Source organism: Pelagibacterium luteolum (assembly GCF_900100665.1).
Classification (GTDB): Bacteria; Pseudomonadota; Alphaproteobacteria; order Rhizobiales; family Devosiaceae; genus Pelagibacterium; species Pelagibacterium luteolum.
The window spans coordinates 280142-291866 of the sequence record NZ_FNCS01000003.1; the positions used below are offsets into that span (position 1 = coordinate 280142).

An 11725-nucleotide genomic window follows, 5' to 3' on the forward strand; every position below is an offset into this window, starting at 1 on the left:
TCAATCTCCTGGATTTCCACTCGCCGAGTATCGGATCGAATCCTAATCGCCAACCCATCGCGCAAAACGCTTCCACGATGTGGAAACTAGTGCCGCTTCGACTTCGCCGCTTCGCCGGCCACGTAAGTTTCCACCACGACACGGTCGTCCCCGCATGTCTGCAGCAGGAAGAGCTCCTCGCCCAGACTGTCGACCTGCTCCATCTTTAGCGCCATATGCGGCAATGCCTTGGCGTCGAGCACCACGATGTCCGCATCGCCCCCCGGCGCCAGCGCGCCGATCTTGTGCTCGAGAGAGAGCGCGCGGGCATTGCCCAGCGTCATCATGAAAAAGCTTTCCAGGGGCGACAGCCGCTGTCCGCGCAATTGCAACACCTTGTAGCCCTCATCGAGCGTGCGCAGCATCGAATAGCTCGTGCCCCCACCAACATCGGTGGCCACCCCGATCCGCACATTGGCCGCCATCATCGCGTCGCGGTCGAACAGGCCCGAACCGATGAAGAGGTTCGATGTAGGGCAGAACACCGCCACCGATCCCGTCTCGTACATCGCCGCCATTTCGCGGTCGGTCATGTGAATGCAGTGTCCCAAAAGAGTTTTTGGACCCAAGAGACCGTAGTGCTCGTAAATCCCCACATAGTCCGGCAGGTTCGGATACAGCTCCTTGGCAAACGCGATCTCGCCAAGGCTCTCGTTCACATGCGTCTGGACATACGCATCGGGAAATTCCCGCACCAGATCCTGGGTCATCTCCAACTGTTCGTGCGTCGAGGTGAGCGCAAACCGCGGCGTTATCGCATAGTGCAGGCGCCCCAACCCATCCCATTTTTCCAGCAGCGCCTTGCTCTCGTCATAGCCGCGCTGTGGCGTATCGCGAAGCCCTTCGGGCGCGTTGCGATCCATCATCACCTTGCCGGCGATCATGCGCATATCGCGCTTTCTCGCTTCGGTGAAAAACGCCTCAGCCGATTGCGGATGCACGGTGCAATAGACCGCCGCGGTCGTTGTCCCATGCCGCACCAATTCGTCGCAAAACAGCGACGCAATCCGCGCCGCATGCCCGGCATCGGCAAAGCGCTGCTCTTCAACGAAGGTGTAGGTGTTGAGCCATTCCAGGAGATCCTTGGCGTAGGAGCCGATCACCTGCATCTGGGGGTAGTGGATGTGGGTGTCGATGAAGCCGGGCAGGATCAGGCCCGGGCGATGGTCGATCACCTCGGCCCTGGGCGCCGCGAGCTTGAGCCCATCATTGTATTCGCCCACCGAGACGATCTGGCCCTGATCGACCACCACCGCTCCGTCTTCGATATAGCGATAGCTCTCGTGATCGTCCGGCCCGTTTGGTTCGGACACGAAAGTCAGAACCCGGCCGCGCAGAATTTTTGCCGTCACAGGCTCTGCTCCCCGGTCACCGACTGGTACCAGACGACAAGCATCGCCCGCTCCTCGTCCGTCATGAACGACACATTCCCCGGCGGCATGGCATGGCTGCGCGCGGACTGGATGTAGATTTCCCGCGCATGCTCGGCGATCAACTCGGGCGTATCGAGCCGCACGTCCTTGGGGGCCATGTGGACGCCCTCATAGCCCGGCTGCGCCGCATGGCACATTGCGCATCGGCCTTGAACGATATCGGAGGCCTGCTGGAAATGCGGATCGGCCATGAAGCTTTGCGCCGTATCGCTTACGGTGTCGACCTCTGCGCGCGCCTTGGGATAGCTCGACAACCAGATGATTCCGATGAACAAGATCAGCGCCACGGCGAACGTCCAATGTTCTTTCCGCCCGGTCGAATGCATCGTGTTGAAGAAATGCCGGATCAGCACCCCGATCAAGAAGATCAGGCCCGCAATCGCCCAGCTATATTCGGTGGCGAACGCCAGCGGATAATGGTTCGACAGCATGAAAAACAGCACGGGCAGCGTGAGGTAATTGTTGTGCACGCTGCGCTGCTTGGACTGCGCCCCCAGCGCCGGATCGGGCGCCTCGCCCGCCTTCATCGAAGCCACGATCTTTTTCTGGTTCGGGATGATGATAAAAAAGACGTTGGCCGACATGATCGTCGCCGTAAACGCGCCCATATGCAGAAACGCCGCCCGGCCGGTGAACACCTGCATATAGCCCCACGACATGGCGAGCAGGATCGCGAACAGCACCAGCATCAGCCCGGTCTGGCTTTTGCCCAAAGGCGATTTGCACAAGAGGTCGTACAGCACCCAGCCTAGCCCCAACGAGGCGAGCGAAATGGCAATCGCCATTGGCGCATCGACGTCGAACACCGTGCGGTCGATCAAAAACAGATCGGCCCCGGCGTAATAGACGATGATCAGCATCGCGAACCCGGTCAGCCAGGTCGTGTAGCTCTCCCATTTGAACCAGATCAGGTGTTCGGGAAGGTTGGGCGGCGCCACCATATATTTGTTGATGTGGTAGAACCCGCCCCCATGCACCTGCCACTCTTCGCCCTGCACGCCTGCCGGGAGCCCCGCATGCTTGCGCAGCCCCAGATCGAGCGCGATGAAATAGAACGACGACCCGATCCACGCGATCCCCACGATCACATGGCTCCACCGCACGGCGAACGCCAGCCATTCCCAAAACAGCGTAAAATCGGTCATCTCGGTCTATGCCCCAACAGCAGTTTCGACCGCCAACGCGCGGATGATTTCCGCAGCGGTCAGCGCAGCAATCACTTCTGGCCGCTTGTCATGCACATCGGTCCCGCCGATCGGCATGGTCAGCCGATCCATCAGCCCGGTACCCAACCCCATATCCGAAAGCCAGCTTTTAAACGTGGCCTTCTTCGTCTTCGACCCGATCATCCCCACATAATCCGCATCCCCGCGCATAAGTGCTTCCGATGCTATGAGAAAATCGAGCCCATGGTCGTGGGTTAGAACCACGAATGCAGACCTCGCCGGCGCTTCGCGCACAAGCGCCTCGGCCACCGGCACATGTCGCGCCTCGACGCCTGCCGGAACCTTGGCAATCTCGGCTGCCCTGTTGTCCACGAGCAACGTCCGCAACGGTAAAAGCGACAGCGCCTGCCCCAGCGCATTGCCAACATGACCCGCACCAAACACATAGACATGCGGCCGCTTTATATACTCGGCCTCGGCGCGCACCCGCGCATCCTGTGCCACATCGGCGTTCACCGTGCGCATCCCGATTGCAACGCGCCCACCGCAGCACTGCCCGATCTCCGGCCCCAGCGGGATATCCAGCGCCGCAGCCGCCTCCCCGGACGCCAGCGCCTCCCGCGCCCGCGCGATTGCCAGAAACTCGAGCTGCCCGCCACCAATGGTCCCGATCGCCGCATCCGGTGCCACCACCATCCACGCCCCCGCCTCCCGCGGCGTGGACCCCTTGGCCTCGGTGACTTCGACGAGAACCGATTGCGGATGCCGATCCAAAAAATCGCGGATTTGCTTTGGCGTCACGCTCATGCGTATCGCCCCACCAGCACCGCAGCGCCCCCCTCAGCTGACACCACACTCACGACCCCACCGCCTCACGTCGCAGTCGCTCGACCGTCATCAGCACCCTTTCCGGCGTCGCCGGCGCATCCATGCGCGGTGCGATCCTGTAATCCGCAACGCTCGCCGCCGCCATCGAGATGGCCTCGAGCACCGAAATCGCCAGCATGAACGGCGGCTCGCCCACCGCCTTGGAACGCCGGATGGTCGGCGCCGTGTTCACCGACCACTCGGCCAGCTTGACGTTGAACACTTTGGGCACATCCGAAACCACCGGAATCTTGTACGTCGATGGCGCATGCGTCCGTAGCTGCCCCTTGTCGTCCCACCACAATTCCTCGGTGGTCAGCCACCCCATGCCCTGAACGAACCCACCCTCGATCTGCCCGATATCGATGGCCGGATTGAGCGACTTGCCCACGTCGTGCAAAACGTCGACGCGCTCCACCATGTATTCGCCGGTCAGCGTATCGACCACGACCTCGGAGCACGCGGCGCCATAGGCGAAATAGTAAAACGGCTTGCCCCGCCCCGCCGCGCGGTCCCAGTGAATATCGGGCGTCTTGTAAAATCCCGCCGCCGAGAGCTGCACCCGTGCCAGATACGCCTGGTCGATGAAATCGGCCCATTGATAGCGCTGGTTGCCCACCAGCACGCAATTTGGCTCGAAGCTTATCGCATCCTCGGGCACGTTGAACTTTTCGATCGCGAATTTGACCAATCGGTCCTTGATCTGTTCCGCCGCATTGGCTGCAGCCATTCCGTTCAGATCGGACCCCGACGACGCCGCCGTCGCCGAAGTGTTGGGCACCTTGCCCGTCGTCGTCGCAGTGATCTTGACCTTGTCGAGATCGATCTGGAAACAATCGGCCAGAACCTGCGCCACCTTGACGTAGAGCCCCTGCCCCATCTCGGTGCCGCCATGGTTGAGGTGCACCGACCCGTCGCGATAGACATGCACCAGTGCACCGGCCTGATTATAGGCCGTCAGCGTAAAGCTGATCCCGAACTTGACCGGCGTCAGCGCAATCCCGCGCTTTAGTACTTTCGAGTTCCTGTTGAACGCGATGATCTCAGCACGCCGCCCGCGATAGTCAGCGCTCGCTTCCAGTTCATCGACGACGCGGCAGATGATGTTGTCTTCGACCGCCTGATGATAGGGCGTCAAATTCCGCTCGCCCTGCCCATAAAAATTGGCCTTGCGCACATCAAGCGGATCCTTGCCCAATGCGTAGGCGATGTCCTCGATCCAGCGCTCGCACCCCACCATGCCCTGGGGTCCACCAAACCCGCGAAACGCGGTGTTGGACACAGTGTTGGTCTTAAGCGGCTGGCTCTTGAGCCGCACAGCAGGATAAAAATACCCATTGTCCGCATGAAACAGCGCCCGGTCCGTCACCGGCCCCGACAGGTCGGCCGAAAACCCGCACCGCGCCGCAAACACCGCATCCACAGCCTCGATCCGCCCGTCGTCGTCATAGCCGACCTCATAGTCGACGACGAAATCATGCCGCTTGCCCGTTGCGATCATGTCGTCGTCGCGGTCGGGCCGGATCTTCACGGCACGATTGAATTTCTTTGCGGCAATCGCCGCCACCGCGGCAAACAGATTGCTCTGCGTCTCCTTGCCCCCAAACCCGCCGCCCATGCGCCGAACGACAACATTGACCGCATTCGACGGCACGCCCAGCGCATGCCCCACCATGTGCTGCACCTCGCTCGGATGCTGGGTCGAGGAATGAACCGTCACCTCGTCGTCCTCGCCAGGGATCGCCATGGCGATGTGCCCTTCGAGGTAAAAGTGATCCTGCCCGCCGATTTCCATGGTGCCGGTCACCCGATGCTTGGCGCCTGCCAACCCCGCAGCCACATCGCCTCGCTCCAGCGTCATGCCCGGCGTAACGAGCGTCGCACCAGCCTCTCGCGCCACGCCGACATCGAGCGCAAACGGCAATTCGGTGTAACTCACCTGCGCCAGCTGCGACGCCCGACGTGCTGCTTCCCGCGTCGTCGCCACCACCGCAAACAGCGGCTGTCCGTAAAACTCCACCCGTGTTTCGGCGAAAATAGGCTCGTCATGCTTGCCCGGCTGGGAAATATCGTTGTGCCCCGGCACGTCGTCAGCCGTCAGAACGCCCACGACCCCCGGCGCGGCCCTAACCGCTTCGAGCCCCAGCGACCGGATTTCACCATGCGCACAGGTCGATAGCCCCAGATACGCATGCAGCGTCCCCGCCGGCTCGAGCATGTCGTCGATATATTCCGCCGTGCCCGAGACATGCTTGTGCCCGGAATCATGGCTCTGCGCCGAATGCACCCCACCCCGTATGGCCGGCTTTGCGTCGAGAGCAGTCATGCGAGCACCTCATGCCGAACGATATGGCTCGGCCCCTCGGTGTTCTCGAAATAAAACCGCTTCAATAAATTCTTCGCCGCCAACATTCGATAGTCCGCGCTCGCCCGCCAATCGGAAAGCGGTTGAAAATCCTCTTCGAACGCGCCCAGCGCCGCCTCGACACTCTCGATCGACCACGTCTTGCCCACCAGCGCTTCCTCCACCGCACGCGCCCGCTTGGGCGTCGCGGCCATGCCGCCATAGGCAATCACCGCCTCGGCGACGACGCCATCGACCACCCGCACGCGAAACGCGCCCAGCGTCGCCGTGATGTCCTCATCCCGCCGCTTGGTGACCTTGTGGACGCCGAAAAATTCGTCGGCCTCTGGCAGCGGGACGGAAATCGTCTCCACGAACTCGCCCTTCGCCCGGTCCTGCTTGCCATAGGCGATAAAGAAATCCTCGAGCCGCATCACGCGACGCGCACCACCCTTGCGCAACGTCACCTCAGCCCCCAGCGCGATCAGCGGCGGCGGCATATCCCCAATGGGCGACCCGTTGGCAATATTCCCCCCGATCGTCCCCATGGCGCGCACCTGCGCCCCGCCGATCCGGTCGAACAGTTCGACCAACTGCGGGATATGCTTGGCGATGGTCTCGAACGCCCGCGCGTAACTCACGCCCGCGCCAAAGACCACGCGACCGTCGACTATGGAAATCTCATTCATCAGATGACCGATCAGGACCACCGGCGCGATGTCGCGCATGAATTTGGTCACCCAAAGCCCGACATCGGTCGCACCTGCCACGAGCGTCGCATCGGGCATGTCCTCGAGCACCGCCGCCAGATCGTCGACATCGGCCGGGATGACGGTCTTGCCGCGCCCGCCTTCAACAACCACCCGGCGCCCGTCCTTCAACGCGCCGAGCTTTTCGACGATGTCGGCGCGCTCGACATTTAAGGCATCCTCCACCGCCGCCCCATAATTGGACACAGCCTGCGCCGCGCGCATAATAGGAGCATAGCCGGTGCAGCGGCACAAATTGCCCTGCAGCGCCTTTTCGATGTCCGGCAAGGAAGGGTTGGGGTTGCCCAGCCACAGCCCGTAAAGGCTCATGACAAACCCCGGCGTACAAAACCCGCACTGGCTCCCGTGATAATCGACCAGCGCCTGCTGCACCGGATGCAGTCCACCGTCGCGGCCCTTCAGGTGCTCGACGGTCACGACATGCGCGCCATCCAGCATCGACACAAAGGCGATGCACGCATTGGCAGGTTGGTAGTGCAGGCCGGCAGCGGTCGATCGCCCCACGAGCACGGTACACGCGCCGCAATCGCCTTCGGCGCACCCCTCCTTGGTGCCGCGCAGCATGCGGTCCAGACGCAGGAAGTCGAGCAGCGTGCGATCCGGCTCCATCGCCGTGAGCTCGATCAGACGATCGTTGAGATAGAAGCGGATAGCCGCGCGCGTTTCCAAGTCTCAGCTCCCACGATAGGTGGAATAGCCAAAAGGCGAGGCAAGAAGCGGAACATGGTAATGCCTCGTGGCATCCCCGACGCGAAAATCGACCGGAATCACATCCAGAAACTCTACGGGTAAGCCACTGACCCGACTGAAATAATCACCAGCGTGGAAACACAACCGATAAGCACCCGGCGCCAGCGCTTCCCCCTCGAGCAATGGTGCGTCGCAGCGCCCGTCATCATTGGTTATTACTGACTTTTCGAACTTCGCCTCATCACCGTCGACCCGATAAAGATCGATGGTCATCCCCCGCGCCGGATGCCCGTTTGCGGTGTCGAGCACATGCGTGGTCAGCCGTCCAAATCCAGTCATTGCGTGTCCAATAATCGTGAGGCAAACCCCAGGACTATCAACCCAAAAAACGCATGGCGAAAGGGGGCGAACCCAAAATTTTTTACCACATGGTCGAAAATTTCGTGTCTAACTTGCAGTCAATTCTAGAGCCGTCCGAACGGAGCCCGCCATGCGTTATCCCCGCAATCTCGCCGGTTACGGCGCCAATCCCCCGCACGCCAACTGGCCCGGCGGCGCCAATGTGGCCGTGCAATTCGTGCTCAACTACGAAGAGGGCGGCGAAAACAATATCCTGCACGGCGATCAGGCCTCAGAGGCCTTTCTCGCCGACGTCGTTGGCGCCGCGCCTTGGCCGGATGCGCGCCATTGGAACATCGAATCCATGTATGAATACGGCGCCCGCGCGGGCTTCTGGCGCCTGCATCGCCTGTTCACCCAAGCCAATCTGCCGGTCACCGTCTATGGTGTCGCCACCGCCCTGATGCGCGCCCCCGAACAGGTTCAGGCCATGCTTGATGCCGATTGGGAGATCGCCAGCCACGGCTATAAATGGGTCGAACACAAGGATATGCCGCGAGAGGTCGAGGCCGCCCAGATCGCCGAAGCCATCCGTCTGCATACGGTCGCGACAGGTTCGCGGCCACAAGGCTGGTACACTGGCCGCTGTTCGCTCAATACCGTCGACCTCGTTTCCGAAACCGGACATTTCGCCTACATCTCAGACACTTACGACGATGACCTACCCTATTGGCGAATGCACAACGCCCGGCCGCAGCTGATTATCCCCTATACGCTCTCCAACAATGACATGCGCTTCGTCACCGCCTCCGGCTTTGCCAATGGCGAGGAGTTTTTCCAGGCGCTCAAGGACAGTTTCGACTGCCTTTATCGCGAGGGAGAGCAAGGCGCGCCGAAAATGATGAGCATAGGGCTTCACTGTCGGCTGGTCGGCCAACCCGGACGGTTCGGGGGCCTCAAGCGCTTCGTGGACTACATCCAGGGGTTCGAAAAAATCTGGATCGCCCGCCGCATCGATATCGCCAACCACTGGGCAGAGGCCCACCCCTACAAGGCACCGCGGCTGGTGCCTTCGCAGATGGATGCTGAAACATTCATGTCGACATTCGGCGGCGTCTTCGAACACTCACCCTTCATCGCACAACGCACCTGGGAGGCCGAACTCGCACCGGCCAATGATACGCCACTCGGCATTCATTTCGCGCTGCGCAACCAGTTCCGCATGGCCAGCCCGGACGAGCGCCTCGGGGTTCTGAACGCCCATCCCGATCTCGCGGGGAAACTCGCCGCCGCCAAACGGCTCACCGCAGACTCCACCGCCGAACAAGCCTCCGTCGGGCTCGATGCCCTGACCGATACCGAGCGCCAGACCTTCACCGACCTCAACACGCGCTATGTCGAAAAGTTCGGCTTTCCCTTCATCATCGCCGTCCGCGACAACACGAAGGCCTCGATTCTCGACGCCTTCAAACGCCGGATCGACAACGACCGCGACACCGAATTTGCCACCGCCTGCGCCCAGGTCGAGCGCATCGCCCGCCTTCGCATCGATGCATTGTTTGCCGAGTGACCCCGGCGTATCCGGATAGGGCGGGAGCCGGGGTCAGGCGAGCGGAGCGACATCCCGGCGCACCACCTAAATCGTCGCCTCGATCGCTTTCAACATCCCATTCCACGCCTTGGCGGTCGGCTCGATATAATCAGCCCATTCCTCATCCATTTCATGAGTCATGGTCGCTACACACCCGTTCCCGGAGGGGCTAAGCGTCAGCGTAACGGTGGAATTGTCCTCGTCTTCCTCCTCGGGCGTCACGAACCACGTGAAAACGAGCACGCGCCCCGGCTCTATGGCCCGATAATTGCCCCAGCCTGGTGACGCCTCGCCCTCCTCGACCGACTCGAAAAAGTATCGACCGCCCACCCTTGGATCGATCTCGATCCGCGTCACCTGCGCCGACGGCGCTCTTGTCTGGACGTTGCGGGTCATCCAGGCTCTCACCATGTCAGGGTCGAGCCACGCCTTATGGACCTGCTCCGCGCTGTGGTTTGAAAACCGATGCTCGGTTCGCGCCGTGACATTGGGCATGTCCGCCTCCTACTTATAGAACCCCTCGCGCAGATTGATGCCGTGCTCGACATAAACCTTCATTGCGGAAAGCATGAACGTCCAGCCCTCGCAATTCCCATAGGATGATTTCAATGCGGTCTCGGTCTGTTTCCACCCCTCTTCGGTGATCGACACCAGCGTCCGCGTATTGTCGTCAAGCGGCGCGAAGGTCATGGTCACCGTCGTATCGTAATTGCCGGTCTCATCACCTTCGGGCGCCGCGCCCCAGGTGAGGACGATCTTTTGGTCCGGGACCACTTCGACGACATTGACCGGAAACGCGCCCGGAAAATCATGGAAATCCCAGGTGACCACTGCCCCGGTTTTCAGCCGCCCCTTCGCTCCGCCGGTGGTGAAATACCCCGAAAGCTTTTGGGGGTCGGCCACGGCCTCGAACACCTCGTGCACCGGCTTTGATATCCGGCCCGATATCGTGAATTTGAACTCCATGGTCCTCACCTCTGCTTGCGGATTTACCCATTATGTTATAAAAATATAACATGTCAAGCCAAGATGATTCGGACCGTATTTTCAAGGCGTTGAGCGACAGGCGCCGCCGCGCGATGCTTGATGCGCTAAAGGATGAACCGAAAACCACGGGCACGCTCGTCGCCCTTTTCCCTGAGATCGACCGCTGCACGGTGATGCAGCACATCCGCGTTCTCGAAGCAGCTGGGCTCATTGTGGCGCGCAAGGACGGTCGCGAGCGCTGGAACCATCTCAACGCACTGCCCATCAAGGATATTCACGACCGCTGGATCGGCGACTACGCCCGAAACGCAGCAGGGCTCATGTCGCGGCTCGAAAAAGAACTCGACGCCTGACCGCCTGTTATTCTGGATGGATTTTTTCCGATTTCACGCTGCCACTGGCATCGAAAACCGTCCATCTGCCAGCCTTCTTGCCCATCTTGTAGTGCCCGGTGTCCCACACCTGACCGTTGTCGTGCCAGCGCGTCCAGGGGCCATCCTGCACGTTGTCGACAAAACCGCCCTCCTGCAGTTTGCCTCCATTGGCGCGAAACCAGACCCAACGCCCCACGAAGCGGTCGCGTTCGTAATGGCCCTCCGCCTTGAGCGTGCCGTCCTTGAGATAGAACCGCCAATGACCGTCTTTCAGGCCATCGACGACGCGCCCCTCGGCTGCAAGCGTGCCATCCTTGAACCGCTGCTCGAATGGTCCGTCCGGTGCCTTTGAGACATCCACAAGCATCCAAATCTCCTCCCGAATTCTCTCTATCGCATCGCGTTCAGCCGTGGCAAACATCGGATATGCAGACCCTCAGCACCATCGGCTTTGATGCAGACGACACGCTCTGGCAAAACGAGCACTTTTTTCGTCTGACCGAGCGGCATTTCACCGAACTCCTTGTCGACTACGCCGAGCCCGAGCACTTGGCCGCTCGTCTTCTGGATGCCGAAAAGCGCAATCTCGCCCATTACGGCTTCGGGATAAAGGGCTTCACGCTGTCCATGATCGAGACCGCCATCGAGGTCACCGATGGCAAGGTACCCGGCGACATCATCGGGCGCATCGTCAACGCCGGTCGCGAAATGCTCTCCCATCCCATCGAGACGCTGCCCCACGTCCATGAGACGCTGGAAGCCCTCGCCGCCGACCACACGCTGGTCCTCATCACCAAGGGCGACCTTTTCGATCAGGAGCGCAAACTCGCGCAGTCCGGCCTCGGTGAGTTTTTCGACGCGGTCGAGATCGTCTCAGACAAATCGCCAGCGACCTATGCCCGCGCGTTTTCTCGCCACGGTGACGGCCCGGAGCGCGCCATGATGGTCGGCAACTCGCTGCGCTCCGACGTGATCCCCGCCATTGAGGCGGGCGGCTGGGGCACCTACGTCCCCCACGACCTGACCTGGGACTACGAACGCGCCGATGAGCCCAAAAATGGCTCACCACGCTTTTTCAAAATTGCCTCCCTCGCCGAGCTAAAGCCCCTGATCGACCGCCTCTGA

Annotated in this window: 12 protein-coding genes; 3 read left to right on the forward strand and 9 right to left on the reverse strand. The window is 61.2% G+C overall.

The window, feature by feature from the left end:
- Positions 1-86: 86 nt before the first annotated feature.
- From guaD to uraH, 6 genes are read right to left on the reverse strand one after another with little or no spacing between them, the layout of a single operon-like run.
- Positions 87-1391, reverse strand: coding sequence for a guanine deaminase (gene guaD, locus BLR31_RS07875; RefSeq protein WP_090594414.1), 1305 nt, complete (start codon positions 1389-1391; stop codon positions 87-89).
- Positions 1388-2617, reverse strand: a complete 1230-nt coding sequence (locus BLR31_RS21640) for a urate hydroxylase PuuD (RefSeq protein WP_176762565.1) — start codon at positions 2615-2617, stop codon at positions 1388-1390. Before BLR31_RS21640 ends, guaD begins: the two co-directional genes overlap by 4 nt.
- Before the next feature lie 6 nt (positions 2618-2623).
- The gene (gene xdhC, locus BLR31_RS21645) at positions 2624-3445 is read right to left on the reverse strand and encodes a xanthine dehydrogenase accessory protein XdhC (RefSeq protein WP_176762566.1); all 822 of its coding nucleotides are present in this window, start codon (positions 3443-3445) and stop codon (positions 2624-2626) included.
- Between the two features lie 49 nt (positions 3446-3494).
- A complete protein-coding gene (xdhB, locus tag BLR31_RS07885; protein ID WP_090594417.1) occupies positions 3495-5831 on the reverse strand; it encodes a xanthine dehydrogenase molybdopterin binding subunit in 2337 nt (778 codons plus the stop codon).
- Positions 5828-7288, reverse strand: coding sequence for a xanthine dehydrogenase small subunit (xdhA, locus tag BLR31_RS07890; RefSeq protein WP_090594420.1), 1461 nt, complete (start codon positions 7286-7288; stop codon positions 5828-5830). The genes xdhB and xdhA overlap by 4 nt, the downstream gene beginning before the upstream one ends.
- Before the next feature lie 3 nt (positions 7289-7291).
- Positions 7292-7648 (reverse strand): hydroxyisourate hydrolase, encoded by a 357-nt coding sequence (gene uraH / locus BLR31_RS07895; protein ID WP_090594422.1) that lies wholly within the window; start codon positions 7646-7648, stop codon positions 7292-7294.
- A gap of 151 nt (positions 7649-7799) precedes the next feature.
- Here uraH and puuE point away from each other — a divergent pair, with 151 nt between their 5' ends.
- Entirely contained in the window at positions 7800-9218 is a 1419-nt protein-coding gene (puuE, locus tag BLR31_RS07900; protein WP_090594425.1) for an allantoinase PuuE, read from the forward strand.
- A 66-nt stretch (positions 9219-9284) separates the two neighbouring features.
- On the opposite strand, the gene BLR31_RS07905 is transcribed toward puuE, so the two are convergent.
- Positions 9285-9734, reverse strand: coding sequence for an SRPBCC family protein (locus BLR31_RS07905; RefSeq protein WP_090594427.1), 450 nt, complete (start codon positions 9732-9734; stop codon positions 9285-9287).
- Between the two features lie 9 nt (positions 9735-9743).
- Positions 9744-10205 (reverse strand): SRPBCC family protein, encoded by a 462-nt coding sequence (locus tag BLR31_RS07910; protein ID WP_090594430.1) that lies wholly within the window; start codon positions 10203-10205, stop codon positions 9744-9746.
- A 50-nt stretch (positions 10206-10255) separates the two neighbouring features.
- Here BLR31_RS07910 and BLR31_RS07915 point away from each other — a divergent pair, with 50 nt between their 5' ends.
- Positions 10256-10579 (forward strand): ArsR/SmtB family transcription factor, encoded by a 324-nt coding sequence (locus BLR31_RS07915; protein ID WP_090594432.1) that lies wholly within the window; start codon positions 10256-10258, stop codon positions 10577-10579.
- A 7-nt stretch (positions 10580-10586) separates the two neighbouring features.
- Here BLR31_RS07915 and BLR31_RS07920 read toward each other — a convergent pair whose 3' ends face one another.
- Positions 10587-10967 carry a toxin-antitoxin system YwqK family antitoxin gene (locus BLR31_RS07920; protein WP_090594436.1) on the reverse strand — a complete coding sequence of 127 codons (381 nt, stop codon included), beginning with the start codon at positions 10965-10967 and terminating at the stop codon, positions 10587-10589.
- A gap of 59 nt (positions 10968-11026) precedes the next feature.
- Here BLR31_RS07920 and BLR31_RS07925 point away from each other — a divergent pair, with 59 nt between their 5' ends.
- Positions 11027-11725 (forward strand): HAD family hydrolase, encoded by a 699-nt coding sequence (locus tag BLR31_RS07925; protein ID WP_090594438.1) that lies wholly within the window; start codon positions 11027-11029, stop codon positions 11723-11725.

What these genes read in the sequence shown, in the direction of transcription:
- BLR31_RS07910 (WP_090594430.1), bottom strand. Translation starts at nt 10,205, where the DNA reads ATGGAGTTCAAATTCACGATATCGGGCCGGATATCAAAGCCGGTGCAC.
- BLR31_RS21640 (WP_176762565.1), bottom strand. Translation starts at nt 2,617, where the DNA reads ATGACCGATTTTACGCTGTTTTGGGAATGGCTGGCGTTCGCCGTGCGG.
- BLR31_RS07915 (WP_090594432.1), top strand. Translation starts at nt 10,256, where the DNA reads ATGTCAAGCCAAGATGATTCGGACCGTATTTTCAAGGCGTTGAGCGAC.
- BLR31_RS07925 (WP_090594438.1), top strand. Translation starts at nt 11,027, where the DNA reads ATGCAGACCCTCAGCACCATCGGCTTTGATGCAGACGACACGCTCTGG.
- BLR31_RS07905 (WP_090594427.1), bottom strand. Translation starts at nt 9,734, where the DNA reads ATGCCCAATGTCACGGCGCGAACCGAGCATCGGTTTTCAAACCACAGC.
- xdhB (WP_090594417.1), bottom strand. Translation starts at nt 5,831, where the DNA reads ATGACTGCTCTCGACGCAAAGCCGGCCATACGGGGTGGGGTGCATTCG.
- xdhC (WP_176762566.1), bottom strand. Translation starts at nt 3,445, where the DNA reads ATGAGCGTGACGCCAAAGCAAATCCGCGATTTTTTGGATCGGCATCCG.
- uraH (WP_090594422.1), bottom strand. Translation starts at nt 7,648, where the DNA reads ATGACTGGATTTGGACGGCTGACCACGCATGTGCTCGACACCGCAAAC.
- BLR31_RS07920 (WP_090594436.1), bottom strand. Translation starts at nt 10,967, where the DNA reads ATGCTTGTGGATGTCTCAAAGGCACCGGACGGACCATTCGAGCAGCGG.
- puuE (WP_090594425.1), top strand. Translation starts at nt 7,800, where the DNA reads ATGCGTTATCCCCGCAATCTCGCCGGTTACGGCGCCAATCCCCCGCAC.